At 69.8% G+C, this 23,897-nt stretch carries 18 protein-coding genes and 1 pseudogene; 6 read left to right on the top strand and 13 right to left on the bottom strand.

The window, feature by feature from the left end; genetic code table 11:
- Positions 1-7 precede the first annotated feature (7 nt).
- Positions 8-1,816, top strand: coding sequence for a DUF885 family protein (locus tag QZ749_RS02355; protein WP_296942865.1), 1,809 nt, complete (start codon positions 8-10; stop codon positions 1,814-1,816).
- Between the two features lie 30 nt (positions 1,817-1,846).
- Here the strand turns inward: QZ749_RS02355 and QZ749_RS02350 are convergent, their stop codons facing one another.
- The 8 genes from QZ749_RS02350 to QZ749_RS02315 all read right to left on the bottom strand — a co-directional run bounded on the left by QZ749_RS02350 (position 1,847) and on the right by QZ749_RS02315 (position 11,723).
- The gene (locus tag QZ749_RS02350; RefSeq protein ID WP_296942864.1) at positions 1,847-2,776 is read right to left on the bottom strand and encodes a nucleotidyl transferase AbiEii/AbiGii toxin family protein; all 930 of its coding nucleotides are present in this window, start codon (positions 2,774-2,776) and stop codon (positions 1,847-1,849) included.
- A complete protein-coding gene (locus QZ749_RS02345; protein WP_296942862.1) occupies positions 2,773-3,372 on the bottom strand; it encodes a type IV toxin-antitoxin system AbiEi family antitoxin domain-containing protein in 600 nt (199 codons plus the stop codon). The genes QZ749_RS02350 and QZ749_RS02345 overlap by 4 nt, the downstream gene beginning before the upstream one ends.
- A 77-nt stretch (positions 3,373-3,449) precedes the next feature.
- Complete coding sequence (locus tag QZ749_RS02340; RefSeq protein WP_296942860.1) at positions 3,450-4,967, bottom strand: S41 family peptidase; 1,518 nt, start codon at positions 4,965-4,967, stop codon at positions 3,450-3,452.
- Positions 4,968-5,062: 95 nt separating this feature from the next.
- The gene (locus QZ749_RS02335; RefSeq protein WP_296942859.1) at positions 5,063-6,751 is read right to left on the bottom strand and encodes a c-type cytochrome; all 1,689 of its coding nucleotides are present in this window, start codon (positions 6,749-6,751) and stop codon (positions 5,063-5,065) included.
- 17 nt (positions 6,752-6,768) lie between these two features.
- Positions 6,769-8,445: a M14 family zinc carboxypeptidase gene (locus QZ749_RS02330; RefSeq protein ID WP_373896769.1), complete on the bottom strand. Its 1,677-nt coding sequence runs from the start codon at positions 8,443-8,445 to the stop codon at positions 6,769-6,771.
- Positions 8,446-8,494: 49 nt separating this feature from the next.
- Complete coding sequence (locus QZ749_RS02325; protein ID WP_296942855.1) at positions 8,495-10,009, bottom strand: ATP-binding protein; 1,515 nt, start codon at positions 10,007-10,009, stop codon at positions 8,495-8,497.
- The gene (locus QZ749_RS02320) at positions 10,006-11,028 is read right to left on the bottom strand and encodes a hypothetical protein (protein ID WP_296942854.1); all 1,023 of its coding nucleotides are present in this window, start codon (positions 11,026-11,028) and stop codon (positions 10,006-10,008) included. The genes QZ749_RS02325 and QZ749_RS02320 overlap by 4 nt, the downstream gene beginning before the upstream one ends.
- 44 nt (positions 11,029-11,072) lie before the next feature.
- A complete protein-coding gene (locus tag QZ749_RS02315) occupies positions 11,073-11,723 on the bottom strand; it encodes a response regulator transcription factor (RefSeq protein WP_296942852.1) in 651 nt (216 codons plus the stop codon).
- Between the two features lie 265 nt (positions 11,724-11,988).
- On the opposite strand from QZ749_RS02315, the gene QZ749_RS02310 reads away from it, so the two are divergent.
- The 3 genes from QZ749_RS02310 to QZ749_RS02300 all read left to right on the top strand — a co-directional run bounded on the left by QZ749_RS02310 (position 11,989) and on the right by QZ749_RS02300 (position 16,797).
- A complete protein-coding gene (locus QZ749_RS02310; RefSeq protein WP_296942850.1) occupies positions 11,989-12,654 on the top strand; it encodes an energy transducer TonB in 666 nt (221 codons plus the stop codon).
- A gap of 89 nt (positions 12,655-12,743) precedes the next feature.
- Positions 12,744-15,071: a M28 family peptidase gene (locus QZ749_RS02305; protein ID WP_296942848.1), complete on the top strand. Its 2,328-nt coding sequence runs from the start codon at positions 12,744-12,746 to the stop codon at positions 15,069-15,071.
- 97 nt (positions 15,072-15,168) lie between these two features.
- On the top strand, positions 15,169-16,797 hold the full coding sequence (locus tag QZ749_RS02300) for a M28 family peptidase (RefSeq protein ID WP_296942846.1): 1,629 nt from the start codon (positions 15,169-15,171) through the stop codon (positions 16,795-16,797).
- A 128-nt stretch (positions 16,798-16,925) separates the two neighbouring features.
- Here QZ749_RS02300 and QZ749_RS02295 read toward each other — a convergent pair whose 3' ends face one another.
- Both QZ749_RS02295 and QZ749_RS02290 read right to left on the bottom strand, forming a co-directional pair.
- Complete coding sequence (locus tag QZ749_RS02295; protein ID WP_296942844.1) at positions 16,926-19,619, bottom strand: ATP-binding protein; 2,694 nt, start codon at positions 19,617-19,619, stop codon at positions 16,926-16,928.
- A gap of 97 nt (positions 19,620-19,716) precedes the next feature.
- Complete coding sequence (locus QZ749_RS02290) at positions 19,717-20,316, bottom strand: TetR/AcrR family transcriptional regulator (protein WP_296942842.1); 600 nt, start codon at positions 20,314-20,316, stop codon at positions 19,717-19,719.
- A gap of 145 nt (positions 20,317-20,461) precedes the next feature.
- On the opposite strand from QZ749_RS02290, the gene QZ749_RS02285 reads away from it, so the two are divergent.
- Complete coding sequence (locus tag QZ749_RS02285; protein WP_296942820.1) at positions 20,462-20,938, top strand: nuclear transport factor 2 family protein; 477 nt, start codon at positions 20,462-20,464, stop codon at positions 20,936-20,938.
- Between the two features lie 42 nt (positions 20,939-20,980).
- Here the strand turns inward: QZ749_RS02285 and sodC are convergent, their stop codons facing one another.
- Both sodC and QZ749_RS02275 read right to left on the bottom strand, forming a co-directional pair.
- Entirely contained in the window at positions 20,981-21,523 is a 543-nt protein-coding gene (gene sodC / locus QZ749_RS02280) for a superoxide dismutase [Cu-Zn] SodC (RefSeq protein WP_296942818.1), read from the bottom strand.
- 106 nt (positions 21,524-21,629) lie between these two features.
- Positions 21,630-22,523, bottom strand: a complete 894-nt coding sequence (locus QZ749_RS02275) for a LysR family transcriptional regulator (protein ID WP_296942816.1) — start codon at positions 22,521-22,523, stop codon at positions 21,630-21,632.
- Positions 22,524-22,617: 94 nt separating this feature from the next.
- Here QZ749_RS02275 and QZ749_RS02270 point away from each other — a divergent pair, with 94 nt between their 5' ends.
- The gene (locus QZ749_RS02270; RefSeq protein ID WP_296942814.1) at positions 22,618-23,640 is read left to right on the top strand and encodes an NAD(P)-dependent alcohol dehydrogenase; all 1,023 of its coding nucleotides are present in this window, start codon (positions 22,618-22,620) and stop codon (positions 23,638-23,640) included.
- A gap of 39 nt (positions 23,641-23,679) precedes the next feature.
- Here QZ749_RS02270 and QZ749_RS02265 read toward each other — a convergent pair.
- Positions 23,680-23,897: pseudogene (locus QZ749_RS02265) on the bottom strand (hypothetical protein); the annotation flags it as partial.

Here is a 23,897-nt window from a genome sequence, read left to right as displayed (position 1 = left end):
CCGACCCATGAACCACCTCCTGAAACTGGGCGCGCTCGCCTGCGCCGCCATGATCGCCTGCGCCCCGGCCGGCGCCGCCACCGCTGCCGACCCTGCCGCGACCGCGAAGCCGGCCGCCGCCGCCGCGTCCAGGCAGCTGAACAAGCTGGCCGACGACTACTGGGACGCGCTGGCCCGCTTCGACCCCGTGTCGGCCGGCGAAAGCGGCGACAACCGCTTCGCCGACCAGCTCGGCATGTCGATCGCGCCGAAGCAACGCGCCGCGCAGTTCGCGCTGTACAAGGGCTTCCTCAAGCGCCTGCACGCGATCCCGCGCGCCGGCCTGGCGCAGCGCGAGCAGACCAGCTGGGACATCCTCGACTACGAGCTCAAGACCGCCCTGCGCTTCGAGCCCTTCCCCGAGCACCTGCTGCCGATCAACCAGATGGACAGCCTGCCGGTGACGCTGGCGAACTACGCCAGCGGCCAGGGCGCCCAGCCGCTGTCCAGCGTCAAGGACTACCGCGCCTACCTGAGCCGCCTGGACCAGCTCGGCCCGTGGATCGACCAGGCCATCGCCAACATGCGCGAAGGGATGCGGCGCGGCGTGGTGCAGCCGAAGGCGATCATGGTGTCGGCGCTGCCGCAGTTCAAGCAGCTGGTGGCGGCGCGCGCCGAGGACAGCATCTACTACACGCCGGTAAAATCCTTCCCGGACGCGTTCGCGGATGCGGACAGGAAGGCCCTGGCGGGCGCCTACCGCGCCACCATCGACGGCAAGCTGAACCCGGCCCTGAAGCGCCTGGCCGATTTCCTGGAACGCGACTACCTCCCGGCCTGCCGCGCCAGCACCGGCTGGAGCGCGCTGCCGCAGGGGATGGACTGGTACCTCGTGCGCGTGGCCAGCCAGACCACGACCGCGCTGCAGCCGGAACAGATCCACCAGACCGGCCTGAAGGAAGTGGCGCGCATCCAGGGCGAGTACGCGCGCATCGGCCCGCAGATGGGTTACGACGGCCCGGCCGCCGGCCTGCCGACCTGGGTCTCGGAACAGGCGAAATACAAGCCGTTCAAGACCGACCGCGAAGTCATCGACGTCTACCGCAAGCTCGACGGCGTACTGGACACCAAGCTGCCGGCGCTGTTCACGCTGCGCCCGAAGATCCCGCTCGACCTGCGCCTGGAACCGGAACTGTCGCGCGCGACGGCGTCCGACCACTACACCCCGCCGGCCGCCGACGGCTCGCGTCCGGGCGTGTTCTGGTCTGTGGTGAACGACCCGACCCAGTACGGCAGCACCGGCATGGTCACGCTGTTCCTGCACGAGGGCAAGCCGGGGCACCACTTCCACATCGCGCTGATGCAGGAACTCGGCCTGCCGAACTTCCGCCAGTTCGGCGGCAACAATGCCTTCACCGAGGGCTGGGCGCTGTATGCCGAGACGCTCGGCAAGGAGATGGGCCTGTTCGACAAGCCGGAAGACTATTTCGGCCACCTGAACGACGAGATGCTGCGCGCCGTGCGCCTGGTCGTCGACACCGGCATGCACGCCAAGGGCTGGACGCGCGAGCAGTCGATCCGCTACATGCGCGAGACGCTGGGCTATCCGGAATCGATCGCGCGCAGCGAGACCGAACGCTACATGGCCTGGCCGGGCCAGGCGCTGGGCTACAAGATCGGCGCGCTGAAGATCCAGGAACTGCGCCGCCGCGCCCAGGATGCCCTCGGCGACAAGTTCAGCCTGCCCAGGTTCCACGAGATCGTGCTGGGCGAAGGCACCTTGCCGCTCGAGCTGCTGGAGAAGAAGGTGGATCGCTGGATCGCCGAATCGAAATGAGGTAGGGCGGGCATGCCATGCCCGCTTGGCTCAATCCTGGCAAATACCCAAGGCTGTGCTTTGCCAGGGGCCGCCGCCGGGCCAATGTCCGGAAAAGACGTCGGCATGATCGATACTGGCAAGCATGGGCTGCAGGAATTGCCGAAGTCCTTGCACGACTTCCGGCAACATCGGGGCTTGCAAGCGGTTTTTCTTGATGAACGCATCCCATTGCCGGACCTTCATCGCGTCACTGGCAAACTCATCCGACAGGCCGATCGGACTTGCCTCGACGGTGGTCTTGCGCCTTCCAAATGTTTCAGCCAAGGCGCTCGCCAATATGCGGCCATCGAAGCTCGTATATTGACTCAATATCCACAGGTCGAAATAATCCTTCAACCGGGTATTTGCCATGGCAAGCTTGACGAGCGCTTCGGTCTTTTCGGCTACGACCGTATCTTTCGGATAGGCGCGCAAGCTGGGGCGTGGGAGATCGGATAAAAGGACAGGATATTCGACATCGAGCGCCTCCGGCGTTACCGCATCGCCGTACCCGATGTCTACCTGGATGGGGCAACGCACCTTGTCGATGAACCCGAGAAAAGTCACGCGCACACCCTCGTCATTCGCGTCCTTGCGAATCTCTTCCGCCTTCACCGTTCCGGGATCGAATGCGATTCCATCCTCGCAGGCGATCTCGCACACATCGCGAAAGATACTGGCCAACGTGTCCAATCCGGAATCGCCATAGCCCAGCATGTCGACGTCCGTCGTCGGCCGGTGCGGCATGTCGAACCACAAATTGAAGAGCATCGCTCCTTTCAAGAGGAACGACCTTGCATGTGCCGACCGGGAAAGCCGGTAAAGCATGCGCTCCAGGCCGTATCGTGTCAGCATCTGCTGAAATTCCACGCCATCTTCCCTGGCCTTGCTCTTCAGCTTTGCCAGGACCGAAGCGGAAACGTTCTTCACCACGCTCATACAAGGAACTCCAGATATGGGCGGATGATCTTCTCCACGCGACAGATTTTTGCGAAGCGGTGCAGTTCGCTCATGGTCACGGCCTGCTTTTTCCACGCATCCTGGAGCGCTTCGATGGCGACGTCGATACCGATCTTGTTCCGGTATTTGAAGCAGTCGGCGACCGTCTTGGCCACGCTGTAAACACGAATCGACTGCCCTTCGATCAGATGGCTTTCGATACCTTCACTCAAGACATCACCGGAATACCAGACCACACGTACCGGCGGATAATCGATGTTCGGTACGCGCGCCTTGCCGGGAATCGCCATCCAGATTTCGAACGGAGATTGGGTTGTCAACCGGTGGAAGCGCAACGCCGTCAGGAGGCAGAACACACCCGATGGAACTTGCGCCGCGACTTCGAGCATCCCGTCGAATTCCGTCGGTTGCCGCTTCGTGCTCGTGTATATGCCTCGAGCAACGCGCGACAGTTCGCCCCGTTCGACAAGGCGTGACAGCGTGACGCGCGAAATACCGAGGGCGACGGCGTCCGATGCGCTGAAGGTCGCACGCGAGTGCGCCAGCGCCATGACGGGAGATGGATTTTTCTTCATGCATCGATTGTTCCATAGTGTCGGTAAATGTCAATAATTTCCGTCACTTTGAACCACTCCGAACCACGATACCTCGTTCAACGCCGGCGGCGCGCCAGGTCCTTTTCGACCACCTGCCGAAACGTATCGAACGACCAGTCGACATCGTTGACGTAGATGGCCGGCAGGTACACCTGCCCGTTGGCGCGGGCGCGGTTCACGTAGACCTTGTTCGGGATGACCACCGAGGCCAGTCCCGAGCGCAGTTTCTGGAGCCGCACCTCCATGTAGGTCGAGTCGGCCGAGCTGGGCGCGCCGATGAGGATCGTGTTCGGGAACTGCGTGAACGCATCGAGCGCATCGAGGCAGGCGCTGGCGCACTGCCCCGGCACGATGACGTACACGGGCCGGGTGAACGGCGGCGGATCGTCCGGCAGGTCGTCGGCGGCGGCGCCAACCGCGCCGGCGGGCGCATCGTCCTTCTCGACGTAATAGGTGTCGCCGCGCGCCAGCGCGGCTTGCAGGCCGGCGCTGTTGCGCTTCGCCCATGCCAGGCTCTCGACCCGGTTCTCCCGCGTGAATTCGTCCAGCACCTCGGCCATGTAGTCGGCATTGCCCTGCGAGGCGCGCCACCAGGTCTCGGTCTTCGCCGACCTGGCGTTCAGGCGGCGTTCGACCCTGCCCTCGCCCCACAGCGCCGCGGCGAACATGCGGCTCCAGGCCGAGGAACCGCCCTGGTTGCGGCGCAGGTCGATGACAACCGCATCGGCATCCAGGAAGCGCTGGCGCTGGCCGGCCACCTGCGCCGTCATGGCGCGGTAGGCCTCGCGCTGCGCGGGGTCGGGGTCGAAGGTCGGCATCGCAGCCCAGAACAGGCCCTTGCGCGGCTCGCTCAGGCCCACCTCCAGTACGGGGCCGTTGTAGCCATCCTTGAGCCAGCCCGTGGCCTGCGCGTCCACGGCCCGCCACGCCAGGTCGCGCTCGACGGTCTTGCCGTCCACGGCAAACCGGCAGCGCCCCGGCAACGCGATGAACGGGTTACCGGTATCGAGGAACAGCGTCCTGGCCCGGCTCCACCAGCGCCCCGGTTCGTCACTGCGTCCGTCGAAGGCAAATACATTGCGCTCGATGAGCTGCGCGACGGGCTTGCCGTCGCAATCGAGCACCTGCGCGCCCACCGGCGGCGCGTCGCCGCCGGACGCCTGGACGAACAGGCCACCCTGGCGCCAGGCCGTGACGAAACCGGGCCAGCGCGCGGATGGCTGCGCCGCGGGGCCGAGTTGGGGAACGATGCCGGCATGACCGTCGCCGAGCGTCGCGTTGAAGCGCATCAGCGCGGCGGTGTAGGCCGCCGGGCCGTCCACCCTGGCGGCCAGGGCCAGGGCGTCGCGGCGCGCGGCGTCGAGCCGCGCCGGAAAGGCGGGATTGGCGCGGTCATGGGTGCCCGGGTGGTTGTCGCGCGTGAGCCTGACCGCCTCCTCGATGTCGTCGACCGCGGCCTGGCGCCACTGGACGGCGCTCTGCGGCAGCGCAGGCTCGGCGGCTGCAGCGCCGATGGAACATGCCGCCAGCGCGGCCAGGGCCGCCCTCGATACGCGAACAACGTGATGGTTCAATGTACCCTCCGGACAGACAGTATGCGGACACGACAAGACGTCGTCGCATCATACGGCCCGGCCGGCCGGGAATCACGCTTTTTCCGATGCATACCTCAACCGGCCGGCACGATCCTCCACACCACGCCGCCGGCGTCGTCCACGACCAGCAGCGCGCCGTCCTGCGCCACCTCCACCGCCGCCGGCCGGCCCCAGACGTCGCGGTCGGACAGCACCATGCCGGTCATGAAGTCCTGGTACTGGCCGGTCGGCACGCCGTTCTTCATCGTCACGCGCACCACCTTGTAGCCGGTGCGGATGCCGCGGTTCCAGGAGCCGTGCAGCGCCAGGAAGATGTCGCCCTCGTACTCCCTGGGGAACGCGTGCTTCGCCCCCGCCGGTGCGTGGTAGACCACCATGCCCAGCGGCGCCGAGTGCGCCTGGACCAGCGTGTCGGGCACGATGACCTTGTCCTTCAGGTCGGGCCGGATGCCCTTCAGGCGCGGATCCTCGTGGGCGCCCAGGTAGTACCACGGCCAGCCGTAGAAGCCGCCCTGCTTCACGCGCGTGACGTAGTCCGGCGGCAGGTTGTCGCCCAGTTCGTCGCGCTCGTTCACGCTGCAGAACAGGTCGCCGCTGCCCGGGTGCACGAGCATGCCGACGCAGTTGCGCAGGCCGTTGGCGTAGGAACGGCGGTTGCCGCCGTCCGGGTCGAAGGCCAGCACGGCGGCGCGATCGGTCTCCTCGCCCCAGGCGCCGCCGAGGCCGTGGACCTTTTCCCACTGCGCCAGCGGCTGCGGCGGCCGGGCGCCGATGCCCTCGGCGACGTTGGTTGCCGAGCCGACCGACAGCAGCAGGGTCTTGCCATCCTTCGAGAACGCCAGCGTGCGCGTGGTGTGGCCGCCGCTGGTGTCGCTGATCTCCTTGACGATGGTCTGGGCCGGGCCGCGCGCCTTCCGGTCGCCCGCCGCGAACGGGAACCGCACCACCGAGTTGACGTTGGCGACGTACAGGTATTGCGGATCGGGGCCGGCCGGCCACAGCGCCATGCCGTAGGGACGCGCCAGGCCGTCCGCGAACACCGCCGCCTCGCCCGCCTTGTCGCCATCCGGGCGCAGCACCATGATGCGGTCGCGGCCCGTGTCGGCCAGCAGGATGTCGCCGTTCGGCGCGCGCAGCGCGTAGCGCGCACGGCCGGTGCCGGCGGCGAAGACCGATACCTTGAAGCCCGGCGGCACGGCCGGCAGCGCGCCGTCCGGGCGCTTCGCCACCTTCGGGCCGTTGCCGGCGCTCTCGCTGGCGTAGGGTGCCACGAGCCGGTCGGCGGTGATGTGGTGCAGGTCGCCCGGCATGTCCTCGGTCCAGGCGCCGGCCTTGGCGCCGGCGGCGGCTTTTACCGGCGCGGGCGCGGCGGCGGCCGCCGGCTTGCCGCCCTGCGTGGCCAGCCAGTCGACGACGGCGGCGCGCTGCTTCGCATCCGCGATCCCCATCGGCATCGCGGTGCCCGGCACGTCCCTGGTCGGATCGGCGAGGAAGACGTCGAGTTCCTCCCTGGTCCAGGTCTTGCCGGCGGCGCCGGCCCTGGCCAGCGCGTCCGTGTAGTTGTAGCCGGCCACCGCCCCGGCCTTGCGGCCGACCACGTTGTACAGGCCCGGGCCGGCGCGCGCGGACAGCTTGCTGTCGACCGTGTGGCAACTGGCGCAGTTGCGCTCGAAATAGGCCTGGCCCGCCGGCGGCGCGCCCCAGGCTGCCGGCGCGCAAGCCAGCGCCAGCCAGGCCGCCGCGATGGTGTTCTTCCCGTGCATGTCTCCCCCTCTGATGTTCAGTCGATCATGAAGACCGGATAGCGGCGCCATTCCGGCTCGCGCCAGCGCGCGCAGTTGGCGAAGATGAAGTCGAGCACGGCGCCCTGGTCCGTCAGCAGGTCCGGGTTGGCCGCCTTCCAGGCCGCGAACTTCGCGGCCAGTTCCGGCTCGGCGCCCAGCAGGCGCTCGGCCTCGTCCTCGAACACGTAGTCCGAATACGCTTCCTTCTTTTCCAGCACGCTGTTGAAGAAGCCCCAGCGGAAGAAGCTGTCGTGGCCCTGCGGCTCCAGCGTCTCGACGGCGTAGCGCGCGTTGTCCTGGTCCAGCGTCACGATGTAGTCGCCGGGGCGGATCGTCACCGTCTCGCGGCGGCGCTCCAGCCGCACGTCGTCGTGGAACATGTGGCCCTCGTAGGCGTGCGGGCGCGAGGACACGGACACGATATGGTAGGTCGTGACTTCCTGCTCGCGCGCGCTGTCCACGCGCTCCAGTTTCACGCCGTTCCACTGCAGGCGCTCGATCGCCTCGCGCCACTGCTGCGGCACGACGTAGGCGAGCGGCGCCGGCACCGTGATGTCGGCCGGGAAGCTGTTGTAGTAGGGGATGTCGCGCTCGAACGGCGCGCTGCGGTCGTACCACAGGCGCTGGTAGTCGCCCAGCACGCTTGCCTTGTACTTCGCGGCATAGCCCTTGAAGCGGAAGCTGGACGGATTCGCCTCGTCCAGCGCCCAGTGGATCGGCCAGGTGCCGCGGGTGCGGCCGTCCGCCTTGGCGGCGCGGCGCAGCGCGACGATCTTCTCGCCGTGGGCGACGGTGAAGTCGAGCGCCGTCTCGACCAGCGCGCGCATCGAATGATAGCGGTCCGCGAAGGGTTTGAGCATGTGCGTCTCGGGCATGAAGCCGATCGTGTGGTGCAGGGCCGCGTAGCCGGTCGAGAAGCGCGCCGTTTCCAGGAACTCGGCGATGCCGTCGTCCGGGCTGTCCTTGACCGGGTTGACGTAGGGGCAGGTCGGCCAGCCGCGCCGCGCCATCTCGGCGTACATGTGCGGCAGCATGGTCTCGCGCAGGAACCCGCCCAGGTCGCCGCCCAGCTTGTCGGCCTGGGTGTGGATCAGCGTCATCGTGTAGCTGTAGTCGGCGCCGTTCGAGGTGTGGGTGTCGACCATCACGTCCGGATCCCAGGACGCGAACAGCTTGTTGAAGGTCTGCGCCGCCAGCGTGTCGCACTTGACGAAGTCGCGGTTCAGGTCGAGGTGGCGGCTGTTGCCGCGAAAGCCGAACGCTTCGGGGCCGTCCTGGTTCACGCGCGACGTGTTCGCGCGGTTGAAGGCGCCGTCGACGTTGTACAGCGGGACGAACAGGAACACGGTGCGGCCCAGCGCCGCCAGGCGCTGCGGCTGCTGGCAGAAGTCGCGCACCAGCGCCATGCAGGCGTCCACGCCTTCCGGCTCGCCCGGATGGATGCCGTTGTTGTTGAAGAAGACCGGGCGGCCTTCGCGCTTGACCTGCTCGCGCTCGAACACGCCGTCCGCGCAGACCACGCCGGCGTGGATCGGCACGCCGGCATCGGAGGTGCCGACGACGCCGAAGCGCAGCACGTTCGGGTACTGGCGCGCGAGGTCTTCGTACCAGGCGATGCATTCGGCCCAGGTGGTGGTCTGGTTCTGGTTGCCCTTCTCGAAAGGCGTGGTCATGGCGTTGAGCATGTCGTTCACGATGGTGGAGTGGAATCTGCCGGGGATGTTAACCCAGTTGCGGGTCGAGCGGCAGCGTGATCGTCACCAGCGTGCCCTCGCCCGGGCTGGATTGCACGCGCACGCTGCCGCCGGCGGCGTAGGCGCGCTCGCGCATGCCGATGATGCCGATGCCCTCGGACGCCACGGCCGGGTCGAACCCGTCGCCGTCGTCGCGCACCGCGATGTGCAGCGCGCCGTCCTCTTCCGACAGCGCCAGGCTGACGTGCGCGAAGCCCGCATGCGAATGCTTCATCACGTTGGACAGCGCTTCCTGCACGATGCGGTAGGCGGAAATCGCCAGCTCGTTGCCGAGCCTGGAGAAGTCGCCGCGGGTGTCGAACTCGAAGTGCACGCCGGCGCTGCGGTAGTGGTTCACCATCTCCTCGACGGCGCCGTGCAGGCCCAGCATGTCCAGCACTTCCGGACGCAGGCGGCGCACCAGGCGGCGGCCGTTGGCGTACAGGTCGAGCGCCAGCCGGGTGATGGCCTGGGCCTTGGCGCCGATCTGCGCGAGTTCCGGCGCCGGGTCCGGTCCCGCCGCGGCCGCGGCGCGCGCGGCCAGCTGCTGGATCGTCTGCGATTCCAGGCGCACGGCGATCAGCGAGGCGTTCAGTTCGTCGTGGATCTCGATGGCGATGGTCTTGCGCTCGTCCTCGATGATGCTGTTGACCTTCTGGATCAGCTTCCGCTTGTCGGCGTCGGCGCGCAGCGCCTCGTTGCGCGAGGCCAGCAGGTCGCGCGTGCGCTCGGCCACCTTGTTTTCCAGGTCCTTCTTGGACTCGTCCAGCGCCACCGACATCTCGCCGATCGATCCCTGCAGCTCGCCCACCTCGCCGCCGGTGGTCACCGGCAGCTCGACGCGGTAGTCGCCGCCGCGGATCTGGCGCAGGCGGGCGATCGCCTCGCGCAGCGGCACGATCAGGCTGCGCGCCAGCACCCAGGCCAGCGCGCCGCTGGCCAGCAGCGCCAGCGCCGCCATCGCCAGTTCGATGCGGAAGCGCCGCAGCTGGCGCGCCAGCATGTTCGTCGGCGACATCGTCACCCGGACGTGGCCGACGACCTGCGTGGTCAGCGTCGGCGGCCGGGTGTCGCTGGAGGCCGAGACGTGCGGCGTGCCGTTGTCGGAGAACAGGTTGATCCACAGGACCTGCTTGCGGATCTGCGCCTCGAAGGCGCGCTCCTCGGCCTCGATCGGGTGCTCGGAGATCACCGACACGGCATTGCGGCCGCTGGCCTCCACGACGTCGATGCGGTAGACGCTGCTGTCCGACTGCACCAGGCCGTTGATCGTCAGGCGCAGGTCGGCCAGGTTGCCGGAGATGACGTTGTACTCGCTGGTCTCGGCCAGCGCGCGCGCCAGGATGCGGCCGCGCTCGGCCAGTTCCTCGTCCACCTGGGCGCGGTGCGCATACCAGGAATACCAGATGAAGGACGTGAACAGCAGCGCCACCGGCAGCATGGTGATGAAGGCCATGCGCAGGCCGATGCTCCAGCCGCGCCAGAACTGCCAGCGCGGGTTCATGGCTTGCGCGCCGGCGCCGGGCGCGCGAAACCGCGCACGGCGTCGCTCACGTCCAGGTCGAGCGAGCGCGCCACGCCCTCGTTGACGACGGTGCGGAAGTAGTGCGGGAACTGCGGCGCCGGCAGCTCGCCGCTGGCGACGTAGCCGGCCACCAGTTCCTGGACCTGGGCATTGATGTCCTCGATCTCGGAATACGTGGTCGCCAGCGCGCCGGCCTTGACCATGTCGCTGGAGAAGCCGATCACGCCCTGCTTGTGGCGGTAGGTCGACAGCAGGATGTTGCGGAAGTTCTCGGCGTTGTAGACCGCGCTGTCGGGCAGGGCCAGCAGCGCGTCGGTCTGGGCGATCTGGTTGAGCAGGCGGTTGATGTCCTCGCCGGCCGCCGCGTCCAGCACGGTGACGCGGCTGCCGCGCTCCTCGGCCCCGGCGCCGGCCGCCTCCAGCGCCGGCTTGAGGAAGGCGGCGTCGGGGCTGAGGATCGCGGCCAGGCGCACCGGGCGCCGGTACAGCAGCGCGGCCAGGCGCAGCTGGTCGGCCGGCGCCGGTTCCGCGTACACGGCGGTGATGGCGGCGGCCTGCTGCGCCGGCAGCGCGGCCTGGATCGCGCGCACCACCTGGCTCGCGGTGAAGGCCGAGACCACCACGCAATCGCAGCGGCGCGCGGCCACGTCGCGCAGCGCGTCCGGGCCCACGGCCACGTAGACCAGGCGGCGGCGCTGGGCCAGCTCGGTGCGGAAGGCCGCGAACAGCGGGACCAGGCGGCGCGACAGGTCGTCGACGATGCGCCGGGTGACGGCGCTGTCGTCGGTGGCGACGATCTGGAAGCGGAAGCCCTGGGCGGGGTCGTACCTGGCGGCGTGGACCGGGACGATGGCGGCCAGGATGGCGATGGCGGCGGCGCGCGGGAGATTGGATCCCCGCCTGCGCGGGGATGACGTTGTTACAGGGCGCGGCGGCGCTGAGGCAGCGACGTCGGCCTGCGCCTTCGACACGTCGTCCCCGCGCAGGCGGGGACCCAATTTCAGCATCCGAAGCAAGCGACGCGGCACGTCGGGTCAGCCGATCAGGGTTCGATCAACCCATGCTTGACCGCCAGCTTGGTGATGTAGGCCTGCCGGTGCACGCCCAGCTTTTCCTTCACCGCCTGGCTGATGTTGCTGATGGTCTTGGTCGACAGGTCCAGGCGTTCCGCGATCTCCGCGTTGGTCAGGCCCTCGGCCATCAGCTTGAAGATTTCCAGGCTGCGCTCGTCCAGCTGCGACTGCGGCGAGACGTCGCCGCGCACGGCCAGGCTGGCCAGGCGTTCCGCGATCTGCGGCGGGAAGTACAGCCGGCCCTCGTGCGCGTGGCGCACCGCGTCGGCCAGGTCGGCCGGATCGCAATCCTTGGTCACGAAGGCGTGCGCGCCGAGGCGGTAGGTTTCCTTGATCAGGCTGTCCTGGTCGAACTGGCTGAGGAACACGATCTTCGCCTTCGGGTCGGCCTTCAGGATGTTCTGGGCGGCGTCCAGGCCCGTCAGCTCGGTGCCGAAGCGGATGTCGAGCACGGCGACGTCGGGCTTCTGCTCGGCATGCATGGCCACCGCCTCGCTCGGGCTCTTGGCCTGGCCGACCACGTCCATGCCCTGCGCGCCGAGCGACATGGCGAAGCCCGTCATCACGATCGGGTGGTCGTCCGCCAGCATGACGCGGATCGGCTGTTGGTCTTTCTGCACTTGCTTTCTCCTGGCTGGTGTCGCTTGCCAGACACTGGCAGCGAAGCGTGCCACCTCGTCGACAGGCGCACCTTGCGATTATTTCATACAAGCGCCCGGGGCGCGAGGAGATTCCGGTGCCTGGTGGCGACCGAGAACGGAGGTCGCATTAAAAATCACCAAGAAAACGCTTTACGCATTGCTATCTCATGGAATATATTGATTCCAACAGTTAGAAATAAAGACTTCCACGAATTCCCGAACGGCAACGACAAGGAGGATGACCATGCAGTTTTCGCATACGAATCGGGCAGGCGGCGGCAGGTTCGGCAAGTTCGCCCTCGTCGCCGGCCTGCACGCGCTGCTCGCCGCGCTCTTCATCCACGGCCTGGACACGCAACGGATTTCCCTGCCCGGCCTGCCCGACGACCTCACGGTCCTGCTGCACCCGGAACCGGTGCCGCCGGCCCCGCCGCCGCCCAATCCGCCGCAGGCCCTGCCGCAAGTCGCCCCGCCCAAGCTGTTCGTGCCGAAGATCGACGTCGACGTGGCGCCGCCGCCGGACCCGGCACCGCTGCAGGCCACGACAGCCGTCCCCGATCCCGCGCCGGCGCCGGCGGCGCATCCCGTGCCCGACGCGCCGCCGGCCACGAAGCCGGCGGCCACTGGCGGCATCCGCAGCGCCGTGTTCGCCGACGCCAACGGTTGCGCCCTGCCCGCCTATCCGACGCGCGCCCTGCGCAACGAGGAAAGCGGTACGACGACGCTGGCGCTGCTGGTAGGCGTGGACGGCCGCGTGACGTCGGCGCGCGTCGAGCGCTCGTCCGGCTCGCGCGAACTGGACCAGGCGGCCCTGCACGCGCTCAGCCTGTGCACGTTCAAGCCGGCCATGAACAACGGCGTGGCGGAGGCAGGATGGGCCAGGCTGGCCTATGTCTGGACGCTCGAATGAGCACACGCATGCACTGAGGCGCCGGACCCGTTTCGCCCGCCCCCCCTCGGCGGGTTTTTTTTCACCTGTTCACGCAAAGGAGGCGCGCGATGCGCCAGGACCCCGCCTTGCCCGGCAGCGCCGGCCCCCTGCTGTTCGCCGCCTGCGGCGCCCTCCTGCTGCTGGCGGCGGCGCTGGCCTGGCTGGCGTGGCGTCCCCTGCCCACGCCGCCGGCCGCGCCGGCCACCGATTTTTCGACGGCGCGCGCGCTGCAGCACGTGCACATGCTGGCGGCGGCGCCCCGCCCCGCCGGCAGCGCGGCGAATGCGCGCGCGCGCGACTACCTGGTGGCGCAGGTCCGCGCGCTCGGCCTGGAGCCGGAAATCCAGGTGGCCACCGTGCAGCAGGCGAGCGCCGACCACGTGGCCAATGCCAGCGTCGTGCTGGCCGAGGTGCGCAACGTCGTCGTGCGCAAGCGCGGCAGCGGCGGCACGCGCCAGGCGGTGCTGGCCAGCGCCCGCTACGATTCCGGCAATGCGACGCCGGGCGCGGCCGACGGCGCCGCCGACGCCGCCGCGCTGCTGGAGGCGCTGCGCGTGCTGCAGGCCGGCGCGCCGCTGCACAACGACCTGCTGGTCGTGTTCACCGACGCCGACGTGCAGGCGCTGGGCGCGCGCGGCTTCGCCGAAGCGCATCCGTGGGCGCGGCGGGTGCGCGTGGCGCTGCGCTTCGACCATGCCGGCAACCGCGGTCCGCTGGCGCTGGTCGACGCCACCCATGCCGACGGCTTCGCGCTCGCCGCCTGGACCCGCCTGGCGTCCGGCGTCCACGGCACGCACGGTTCCTCGTTCATGGCCGAGCTGACGCGGGGCCTGCCGCAGCGCGCCGCGGCGGCGCCGCTGGCCATGCACGGCGCGTCGGTGCTGCACTTCGCCACGCTCGATGGCACGCTGGGCGGCGCCGGCGCCGCCGACATTCCCGCGCGCCTGTCCGGCGCCAGCCTGCAGCACGAGGGCGACACGATGCTGGCGCTGCTGCGCCACTTCGGCGACGCCGCCCTGCCGGAACCCGGCGCGCACGCGGGCGGGCGCGGGCAGATATTCTTCGCCCTGCCCGGCATCGGCCACGTGCACTACGGCCTGGCGCTGGCCTGGCCGCTGGCGCTGCTGGCCTGCGTGCTGGACGCGCTGGCCTGCCGCGCGGCCGTGCGGCGCCTGGGCATCGCCGGGAGCGACATCGTGCACGGCGCCTTCGGCTTCCTGTTCATGGCCGCCGCGGCGGTGTTCGCCACCTGGCTGTGCCGCGAACTGCTGGCGGACCTGCAGCCGCGCTACGACGCCGGGGTGCTGGCCGGCGACGCGCGCACGCGCTGGACGGTCGCGGCCTTCCTCTTGCTGCCGGCCGGCCTGTTCGCCGTGCTGCAGCGCCAGCTCCAGGCGCGCCTGGGCGGCGCGTGCGCGGCGCTCGGCGTGCTGCTGGCGGCGACCGTCGCGCTGTGCGCCACGAATGCCGTCGCGCCGGGCGCCAGCTACGTGCTGGCGTGGCCGCTGCTGGCGGCGCAGGCGGCGTGGCTGGTGCTGGCCTCGCCCGCTGCCCGGTCCTGGCCGCGCGCCCGGCGCCAGGCGCTGCGCGCCGCGGCGGCCGTGCCGGCCCTGCTGCTCGTCGTGCCGGCCGCCTGGGACGGCGCCGCCTGGCTGTCGCCGCGCTGGCTGTTGCTGCCGGCGCTGCTGGCATGCCTGCTGGTGGCGCTGTGCGCGCCGCTGCTGGCGCAGCTGCGCCTGCGCTGGACCGCCGCGCCGTTGCTGCTGGCCGGCGCCGCCTGCGCCGCCGTGGCCCACGGTGCCCCTCCCGCCGTGCCGGCACTGCCGGCGCCGAACCGCCTGGTCTACCTGAAGGACACGCCGAGCTGGCAGGCCTACTGGGTGCACCCGGCGGGACCGGTCGACGCCTGGACCCGGCAGGTGTTCCCGAACGCGCTGCGCCCCTACGTGATGCCCTACACCTTCGGCGCCGACAGCGAGCCGGTGTGGTATGCGGCGGCGCCGCCCGTCGAGACGGTCGCCCATCCGTACCTGCTCATCGAGAAGGACGACCGGCGCGGCGACGTGCGCCACGTGGCATTCGTGCTGCGCTCGAACAATGCCGCGCCCGAGCTCACGCTGCGCATGGTCGGCGCCCAGTCGCTGCGCACCAGCGTCAACGGCCGCGTGCTGACCGACCGCCGCTACCGCGGCTGGCGGATGACGCTGCATGGCATGGGCGACCGGGAGCTGCGCTTCGCCTTCGACCTGGTCGGCGATCCGTCGTTCACCATCTTCATCCAGGAGCGCATCCCCGGCCTGCCGGACGCGCTGCCGCCGCGCCCCCCCGGCCTGCGTCCCACCCTGCTGCCGCTGACCGAGGCCACGGTGGTGGCCGCGGTCCTGCGCTTTCCCTGAGCGGACATGCAATACAATGCAGGCGCGCCGCCGAGTCATGTGCCAGGCCACGAGCCGGGCCGGCGCGTCCGTCCAACCATTCTCGCAGCAGGATTCCATGCACAAGATCGTATCCTCCGCCATCGCCGCCAGCCTGGCGCTGGCCTTTTCCGCCCCTGCCGGCGCAGCCGCGCCGGCCCGGCCGGCCACCGTCCTGGAAGCGCCGCTGCGCGCCCACCTGGCCTTCCTGTCGTCCGACCTGCTCGAAGGCCGCGGCACCGGCCAGCGCGGCGGCGACCTCACCGTCAGCTACCTGGAAAACCAGGTGATGGCGGCCGGCCTGCAGCCGGCCAACGGCAACAGCTACCGCCAGAGCGTCAGGATCGCCGGCGTGAAGGCGCTGCCGCAGGACAGCTCGATCGCGCTGGTCGCGGGCGGCAAGCCGCTGGCCCTCGCCTTCGGCAAGGACTGGGTGTGGGCCCCGGGCGATGCGCAGGCGGTGCACGACGTCGATGCGGAACTGGTGTTCGTCGGCTACGGCATCGCGGCGCCGGAAGAAGGCGGCTGGGACGACTACAAGGGCCTGGACGTCAAGGGCAAGGTGCTGGTCATGATGGTCAACGACCCCGCCCCCACGGCCGCGGAACCGAACCGCTTCGCCGGCAAGGGCCTGACCTACTACGGCCGCTGGACCTATAAATTCGAGGAGGCCGCCCGCCGCGGCGCCGCCGGCGTGCTGCTGATCCACACCGACGCGTCGGCCTCCTATGGCTGGGGCGTGGTGCAGAACAGCTGGATGGCCGAGCGCTTCCAGCTGGCCGACGCCGACCTGGGCTCCGGCCTGCAGGGCTGGCTGACCGACGCCAGCGCGCGCGCCCTGTTCGCGGCCGGCGGCCAGGACCTGGACAAGCTGCGTGCCGCCGCCGAGGACAAGGCGTTCAAGCCGGTGGTCCTGAACGCCCGCGCCCAGGGCCGGGAACAGGCCGCGGTGCGCACGCTGGAGCAGTTCAACGTCGCCGGCGTGGTGCCGGGCACCGACCCGAAGCTCAAGAGCGAAGTGGTGATCTACAGCGCGCACTGGGACCACCTGGGCAAGCAAGGTGACAGCGGCGACACGATCTTCAACGGCGCCGTCGACAACGCCTCCGGCAGCGCGGGCCTGCTGGCCATGGCGCAGGAAGCGGCGCGCCATCCTGCGAAGCGCAGCCAGATGTTCCTGTGGGTCGCGGCCGAGGAACAGGGCCTGCTGGGCAGCGCGGCCTACGCCGCCAAGCCGCTCTGGCCATTGGACAAGACCGCGGCGGCGCTCAACCTGGACAGCCTGAACTTCGTCGGCGCGGCGAAGGACATCGGCGTGCAGGGCAGCGAACGCAGCAGCCTGGGCGCGACGGCGGCGGCGGTCGCGAAGTCGATGCACCTGAACGTGGCGGCGGCGCGCCCCGACCTGGGCGGCGGCTATTTCCGCAGCGACCACTTCAGCTTCGCCAAGGCCGGCGTGCCGGCATTCTCGATCTCGGGCGGGCGCGACTGGGTGAAGGACAAGGAGGCCAGCGACGCGAAGCAGAAGGCATATGGCGCGCGCTACCACCAGGTGAGCGACGAATATGATCCGAACTGGGACCTGTCGGGCATGGTGCAGCAGGCGCAGTTCACGCTGAACCTGGGTCGCGCGGTGGCGGATGCGCCGCAGATGCCGGCGTGGAAAGCGGGCGACCAGTTCGGGAAGGTGCGGGAAGGGAAGCAGTAAGCGCCACCGTCGCCCCGGCGCAGGCCGGGGCCCAATTTCTTCGAAGTCGTCGAGCCGCGTGGCCGGGCGTGGGATACGGTTCCGGACGAGATATTGGGCACCGGCCTGCGCCGGTGCGACGGCCGTCCTTATCCCGCCGCCTTGCGCTCCCCCGCGGCCGCCAGGATCTGCGCCAGCTTGCCGATCTCCACCGGCTTGACCAGGTGGTGGTCGAAGCCGGCCTGGCGCGACAGTTCGCGGTCGCGCTGCTGGCCGTAGCCGGTCAGCGCCACGTAGACGGCGCCCGCGTGGCGCGGGTCGCGGCGCAGGCGCCGCACCAGCTCGTAGCCCGTCATGTCCGGCAGGCCGATGTCGAGGATGAACACGTCGGCATCGGCGCCCTGCGCCGCCTTCAGGGTGCTGGACGCGTCCTCGTACACGTGCACCGCGTGGCCGTGGGCGCGCAGCAGCACCGCCAGCGAATGGCCGGCGTCGCCGTTGTCGTCGACGATGGTCACGGCCAGCGGCCGCGCCTCGCCGGCGCCCTCGCCGGTGCGCACCGCCTGGCCGACCTCGGCGTCCGCCAGCGGCAGCGTCACCGTCATCGTCGTGCCCTGCTGGGCGCCGGCGCTGTGCGCGGCGACGCGGCCGTTGTGCATGCGCACGATGCTTTTCACCAGCGCCAGGCCGATGCCCAGCCCGCCCTGCGAACGGTCCGGCGCGCGGTCGGCCTGGGTGAACAGGTCGAACACGTGCGGCAGCAGCTGGGCGTCGATGCCGCTGCCGTTGTCGCGCACGCAGACCTCGGCCGCGCTCCCGTCGTCGACCACGGCGATGGTGATCCTGCCGCCCTGCGGCGTGTACTTGGCCGAGTTGTTGAGCAGGTTGACCAGCACCTGGATCAGGCGCGTGCGGTCGCCTTCGACCGGCACCGGATCGGGCGGCAGCTCGACGCTGAGCGCGTGCAGGCGTTCCTCGATGTGCGGGCGCGCCTGCTCCACCGCGGCCATCGCGACCTTGTTCAGGTCGAGGATCTCGTTTTCCAGCTTCACCAGGCCGCGCGTGACGCGCGACACGTCCAGCAGGTCGTCGACCAGTTCCGTCATGTGGCGCACCTGGCGCGAGATGATGTTGCTGGCCTTCAGGCGCAGGCCCTCGTTCACCTCGGGCAGGCGCAGCAGCTGGGCGGCGCTGGTGATCGGCGCCAGCGGGTTCCGCAGCTCGTGCGCCAGCATCGCCAGGAATTCGTCCTTCATCTTGTTGTGGCGCTCGGCCTCGGAACGCGCCGCGCGCTCGGACGCCAGCAGCTGGTCGCGTTCCTGCGCCGAGCGCTGCGCCATGCCGTACAGGCGCGCGTTGTCGATCGCGATCGCGGCCTGCACGGCGAAAGCGCCGACCAGTTCCTCGATGCGGGCGCCGAACATGGCCGCTTTCGCATGGCCGAACACCAGCCAGCCGATCGGCTCGCCCGCGCGCGACACCACCGGCGCCGCCAGCCAGCTGCGCAGCGGCGCCTGGCCGGGGCCGCCGTCCAGGTGCGCCGCCATCGCGCCGTAGCGCGGATCGGCCTGGATGTCGTCGCTGCGCACCGCGGCGGCGGCGTTGCGCGGCTGGCCGGCCAGCACGGCGTCGAGCCCCGCGAAGGCGGCGCCGCGCGGGCCGGACGACGTGTGCAGCAGGCAGGCGTCGCCGTTGTCGTCGGCGCCGTCGTAGAAGAAGGCGCCCGCTTCCGCGCCGGTGAGCTGCGTGGCGGCGTCGGTGATCGCCTGCATCAGCGGCCCGAAGTCGATGGTCGAGGCCAGCGTCTCGCTGGCGCTCTTCATCAGCTCCAGCACGCGCGTCTCCTCGCGCAGCAGGTGCTCGGCGCGCACGCGGCGCACGGCTTCCCAGATGCGCTGCGCCAGGTCTTCCAGCATGCCGGCTTCGTCCGGGATCCAGCGCTGCGGCGCCGCTTCGTGCACGAACACCAGCGCCTCCAGGCGGCCGTCCTCCATCAGCGGCACCACGATGCCGGCCCCGATGCCGAGGGTGCGCCAGCACAGCGGATCGGCGATGCGGGCGTCGGCGCCGACGTCGGCCGAGCACACCGTCGCGCCGGCGCGCAAGCTGTCTTCCAGGCCGAAACACAGCATCCCGAGCGGCACGGCGGCGTCCAGGCGGCCGGCATCGTCGCCGCGTTCGACGTCGACCTGCACGACGGCCGCGCCGCTGGCCTGGTCGATGACGGCATAGCCGACGCGGGCGCCGTCGAAATACTCGGCGATGCGGCGCACCGCCGCCGTTTCCAGCGCCAGCGGCGCGGCCTCGCGGCGCAGCACGTCGGCCAGCGCCACCTGCAGCGCCTGGCGGCGCTCGGCGCGCGTGCTCGCGGTCGTGTCGAGGAAGGTGGCCAGCACGCCGCCGGGCCGGCCGTCATCGCGGTAGACCGGGCTGTACGAATAGGTGAAATAGCGGTCTTCGAGATAGCCGTGCAGGTTCATCCGCAGGCGCTGTCCGCTGCCGCCCAGCGTCTCGCCGCGGCGCACGCGGTCGAACAGGGGCGCGACGTCGGGCCAGATTTCGGGCCAGGTCTCGCGCAGGTCGCAACCGAGTGCGCGGGTCTTGTTGACCAGCAGCGGCGTGTAGGCGTCGTTGAAGAACTGGATGCAGTCGTCGCCCCAGGACAGGTGCGCCGGCAACTGGCAGTCGAGCAGCGTGCGCACGGCGAACTTCAGTCCGGCCGGCCAGGACGGCACCGGTCCGACGCTGGTCGTCTCCCACGGGAAGCGGTGCATCTGCCGTTCCATGTCGCTCATCGTCCGGTGCGGATCGTCGGCGGCGTCGAGGTCGAAGGGCCAGGGCATAGGTGGTGGGCGGAGTGGAAAACCGTGATGCTGAGTTTCCCATGATACAGCAATGTTAAATTTGCGTATGCACGCCTGGGAACCGCACGCCCTCCGCTCAGGCCGCGTGCGTCGTTTCCCTGCGGCGCCGGGCCGGCCTGGCGTCGTGCTCGATGCGCGCCAGCAGCCTGCGGCCGGCCTGCACGATCGCCGGATCGGGCCGGAACTGGGCGCGCACGATCATCCCTTCCACGCACAGCATCGCTTCCTGCGCCACCGCCTCGCGCCCGGCCAGGCCGAGGCGCGCAGCCACGTCGGCGATATACGCTTCCAGGGCCTGCTTGTGGGCGAAGGCCTGCGCCAAGTGGCGCGGCTCGTCGCCGGCGCCGGTTTCGGCCACCGCGTTGATGAAGGCGCAGCCGCGGAAGTCGTCCTGCGCGAACCACTCCCCCAGCGCGTCGGCCAGCACGGCCAGTTCCGGCGTGTGCGCCAGGCGCGCCTCGACCGCGCCGGTGAACCAGGTCATCCAGTGTTCGTGGCGCCAGTCGAGGAAGGCGCCGATCAGGTCGTTCTTCGACGGGAAATGGCGGTACAGCGACATCTTGGCCACGCCCGACTCGGCGACGATCCGGTCGATGCCGGTGGCACGCAAGCCGTCGCGGTAGAACAGGCGCCGGGCGACGTCGAGGATGCGCTCGCGCGCGGAAGGCTGGGTCATGCTGGAAAGCTCGCGGATGAACGATGGGACTCCAGTATGGCATACAGACCTGTCTACCTCAACCTATCACCACTGACAGGTCTGGAGGCGCGTCGGCACGATTACGATACAGACCTGTCTACATCACAACAGAAAGGAAATCACCATGTCCGACATCGCATCCCGCCCGCCGCTGCCCCCGTTCACCCGCGAGAGCGCCCTCCAGAAGGTCCGCCTGGCCGAAGACGGCTGGAACAGCCGCGATCCCGAAAAAGTCGCACTGGCCTACACGCCGGACAGCCGCTGGCGCAACCGCGCCGAGTTCGTGACCGGGCGCGAACAGATCGTGCAGTTCCTGGACCGCAAGTGGAAGAAGGAGCTGGACTACCGCCTGATCAAGGAATTGTGGGCGGTCGAGGGCGACCGCATCGCCGTGCGCTATGCCTACGAGTGGCACGACGATTCGGGCAACTGGTTCCGCACCTTCGGCAACGAGAACTGGGAGTTCGACGAGCACGGCCTGATGCAGCGCCGCTTCGCCTGCCTGAACGACATGCCGATCAAGGAATCGGACCGCAAGTTCCACTGGCCGCTGGGACGGCGGCCGGACGATCATCCCGGCCTGTCCGACCTGGGATTGTGATCATGGCGGACGTCCGTTCGCGCGGACGCCGTGCCGATGGCGTTACTGGATGACGCCGCAGGCGATGCGATCGCCCCCGCCGCCCAGGGGTTTCGGCTGGTCGGAGAAGTTGTCGCCGCCGGCGTGGATCATCAGGGCCTTGCCCTTCACTTCCGACAGCTTGGTCAGGCGCGGCGCCGTGACCGCGGTGCCGGCGCTGCCGTTGGCCGCCACCACCAGCGGCGGCAGGTCGCCCATGTGGCCGTTGCCGGTCGGGCCTTCGTGGTGCTTGGTGCCGTGCGGATCCAGGTGGCCGCCGGCGGCGCCGGCCGCGACCTTCTTGCCATCCTTTTCGTTGGCGCCGCAGCTGCCGGTCTCGTGCACGTGGAAGCCGCGCTGGCCCGGCGGCAGGTCGGTCAGCTTGGGCGTGAACACCAGGCCCGCCTTCGATTCGGCGATCGTCACCGAGCCGATCATCTTGCCGGTGCCGTCCGGCGTCACCAGGGTCATCGGCACGTCCAGCTTGTCGGTGGACTGGGCCATGGCGCCGCCGGCGACCGTGGCGCAGGTGCAGGCCAGCAGGGTGGCGAGGGATCGAATGTTCATACCGTCTCCTTTCGGGATCGTTCAGGTTGAGGATGCAGGGGCGGAAACAGTGTATTCGATAATAATCGATGAGGGAGGACGGTTGCCGCGCACGCCGCATCGGCCGTCATGCCTCCTCCGGCGCGAAACGCTGCGCCACGTGGTCGATGAAGCTGCGCAGCTTGGGCGAGCGGTAGCGGTCGGGCAGGTAGACGACGTGCATCGGCCGGCTCGGCAACGCATAGTCCGGCAACAGGCGGACCAGCCGCCCCGCCCGCACGTCGGCCTCCAGCAGCAGCGCCGGCTGCAGCACGACACCCAGGCCGTGCAGGGCCGCCTCGCGCAGCGCCTGGCCGTTGTTGATGCTGACGCGGCCCTCGACGGGCACCCTGCACACGTCCAGGTCGCGTTGCAGGCGCCACTGCGTGACGTTGGCGGCGCTGAACGCCAGGCAGTCGTGCCCACGCAGGTCCGACGGCAGGACCGGCACGCCGCGCCGCGCCAGGTAGTCGGGCGAAGCGCAGATCATCAGGCGGTACGGCGCCAGCGGCCGGGCGACCAGGCCGGCGTCGGCCGGCAGCTGGCCGATGCGAATGGCGGCCTCGAAGCCGCCCTCCATCAAGTCCACCACGTGGTCGGACAGGTCCAGGTCGATGTCGACGTGCGGATGACGCTGCAGATAGTCGGGCAACGCCGGCACCAGCGCCTGCGTGCCGAACGTCACCGGCGCGCTGACGCGCAGCCTGCCGGCCGGCGCCAGCCGCATCGCCTGCGCCTGCACGTCGGTCTCGCTCACGAGCCGGAGGATCTCCTTGCAACGCAGGTAGTAGTCCTCGCCGAACGCCGTCAGCGACTGGCGCCGGGTGGTGCGGCGCATCAGCTGCATGCCCAGCCGCTCCTCCAGCGCACGCAGGTGGTTGCCGGCCATCGTCGCCGAGATACCCGCCTGCGCGGCCGCCGCGCTCAGGCTGCCCTTGTCGACCGTCAGCACATACATCCGCATACTGTCCAGCAAGTCCATTCGCAAGCTCCGGTTTGAAATCATTCAAGCGATTGGCAGTTTATCTCTTTCTGATTCGCAATCACACTGGCGGCTCTTTTTCCAGGAGTCCATCGTGCACGCCATCCAACTCGTCGCCCCTTCCCTCTCTTCCCTGCGCAGCACCACGCTGCCCGACCCCCAGCCCGGTCCGGGCGAAGTCCTCGTGCGCTTGCACGCCGCGACGCTGAACTACATCGACCTCGCCGTCGCCACCCAGCGCTTTCCGGGTGCGCAATTTCCCATCGTTCCCGTCGGCGACGGCGCCGGCGAGATCGTTGCCCTCGGTCCGGACGTCGACGGCGTCGAGGAGGTCCACCTCGGCATGCACGTCATTCCCCACTTCATGCCGGACTGGCACAGCGGGCCGCTGCAGCAGCGCAACGTCCGCAGGATGCGCGGCATCACCTTGCCGGGTTCGCTGTCCGACTACGTCGCGGTGCCGGCCGCCAGCGTCGTCCCCATGCCCGCCCACCTCGACTTCGCCCAGGGCGCCGCCCTGCCGGTCGCCGCGACGACGGCCTGGAACGCCGTGCGTGCGGCCCGGGTGCGTCCCGGTTCAGTGGTGGTCGTCCTCGGCACCGGAGGCGTCAGCCTGTTCGCGCTGCAATTTGCCAAGGCCAGCGGCGCCACAGTGATCCTGGCGTCGTCGTCGGAGGAAAAGCTCGAACGCGGCGGCCGCCTCGGCGCCGACCACCTGGTCGACTACGTCGCCCGGCCCGACTGGGATGCGGCCGTGCTGGACATCACGGGCGGCCGGGGCGCCGACCTCGTCGTGGAAAGTGTCGGCGGTTCCACGTTCGCGCGCTCGGTCGCCGCCGCGGCGACGGGCGGCACCGTGTTCACGGTCGGCTTCGTCGGCGGGGTGCACGCGACGGTCGACGTGCTGGCGGTGATGTCCAAGGCGCTGCGCATCATCGGCAACAACACGGGTTCGGTGGCGGACCTGCGCGAGGCCGCGCAGGCCGTCGCCGTGCACCGCATCGTGCCGGTGATCGACCGCCGCTTCGGCATCGACGAGGCCGCCGCGGCCTATGCGATGCTGGCCGAAGGACGCACGCACATGGGCAAGCTGGCAATCGTGCACGGGGACGCCTGAACCTCCGGCGTCCGCGCAAAAAAAAAGGCGCTGTTCGCGTTAATTGCGTTTCCTGTCCAGCCGCTTGCCGAACTGGACCGCTGCCCGCAAGAGCAGCGCCGGCGTCGTCAACCGCTTGTCGTCCAGCATCCGCTGCCAGCCCGAGTAGTCGATCAGGTAGCGGCTGGCCACGCCGCGAAAGCGCAGCAGCCAGGTCTTGAAACGGCTGTGCCAGCCGTTCACGTTCTGCAGGTGGATCGCGCCGCGCGTGCGGATGC

The organism is uncultured Massilia sp., from assembly GCF_913773735.1.
Taxonomy (GTDB): domain Bacteria; phylum Pseudomonadota; class Gammaproteobacteria; order Burkholderiales; family Burkholderiaceae_D; genus Telluria.
Note: the sequence above shows the minus strand (reverse complement) of the source record. Positions and strands in the feature narration are given on the sequence as shown.

Coding starts and splice junctions, on each gene's coding strand:
- QZ749_RS02295 (WP_296942844.1), bottom strand. CDS start 19,619: ATGCCCTGGCCCTTCGACCTCGACGCCGCCGACGATCCGCACCGGACG.
- QZ749_RS02355 (WP_296942865.1), top strand. CDS start 8: ATGAACCACCTCCTGAAACTGGGCGCGCTCGCCTGCGCCGCCATGATC.
- QZ749_RS02285 (WP_296942820.1), top strand. CDS start 20,462: ATGTCCGACATCGCATCCCGCCCGCCGCTGCCCCCGTTCACCCGCGAG.
- QZ749_RS02310 (WP_296942850.1), top strand. CDS start 11,989: ATGCAGTTTTCGCATACGAATCGGGCAGGCGGCGGCAGGTTCGGCAAG.
- QZ749_RS02335 (WP_296942859.1), bottom strand. CDS start 6,751: ATGCACGGGAAGAACACCATCGCGGCGGCCTGGCTGGCGCTGGCTTGC.
- QZ749_RS02350 (WP_296942864.1), bottom strand. CDS start 2,776: ATGAGCGTGGTGAAGAACGTTTCCGCTTCGGTCCTGGCAAAGCTGAAG.
- QZ749_RS02345 (WP_296942862.1), bottom strand. CDS start 3,372: ATGAAGAAAAATCCATCTCCCGTCATGGCGCTGGCGCACTCGCGTGCG.
- QZ749_RS02305 (WP_296942848.1), top strand. CDS start 12,744: ATGCGCCAGGACCCCGCCTTGCCCGGCAGCGCCGGCCCCCTGCTGTTC.
- QZ749_RS02275 (WP_296942816.1), bottom strand. CDS start 22,523: ATGGACTTGCTGGACAGTATGCGGATGTATGTGCTGACGGTCGACAAG.
- QZ749_RS02330 (WP_373896769.1), bottom strand. CDS start 8,445: ATGACCACGCCTTTCGAGAAGGGCAACCAGAACCAGACCACCACCTGG.
- QZ749_RS02290 (WP_296942842.1), bottom strand. CDS start 20,316: ATGACCCAGCCTTCCGCGCGCGAGCGCATCCTCGACGTCGCCCGGCGC.
- sodC (WP_296942818.1), bottom strand. CDS start 21,523: ATGAACATTCGATCCCTCGCCACCCTGCTGGCCTGCACCTGCGCCACG.
- QZ749_RS02300 (WP_296942846.1), top strand. CDS start 15,169: ATGCACAAGATCGTATCCTCCGCCATCGCCGCCAGCCTGGCGCTGGCC.
- QZ749_RS02325 (WP_296942855.1), bottom strand. CDS start 10,009: ATGAACCCGCGCTGGCAGTTCTGGCGCGGCTGGAGCATCGGCCTGCGC.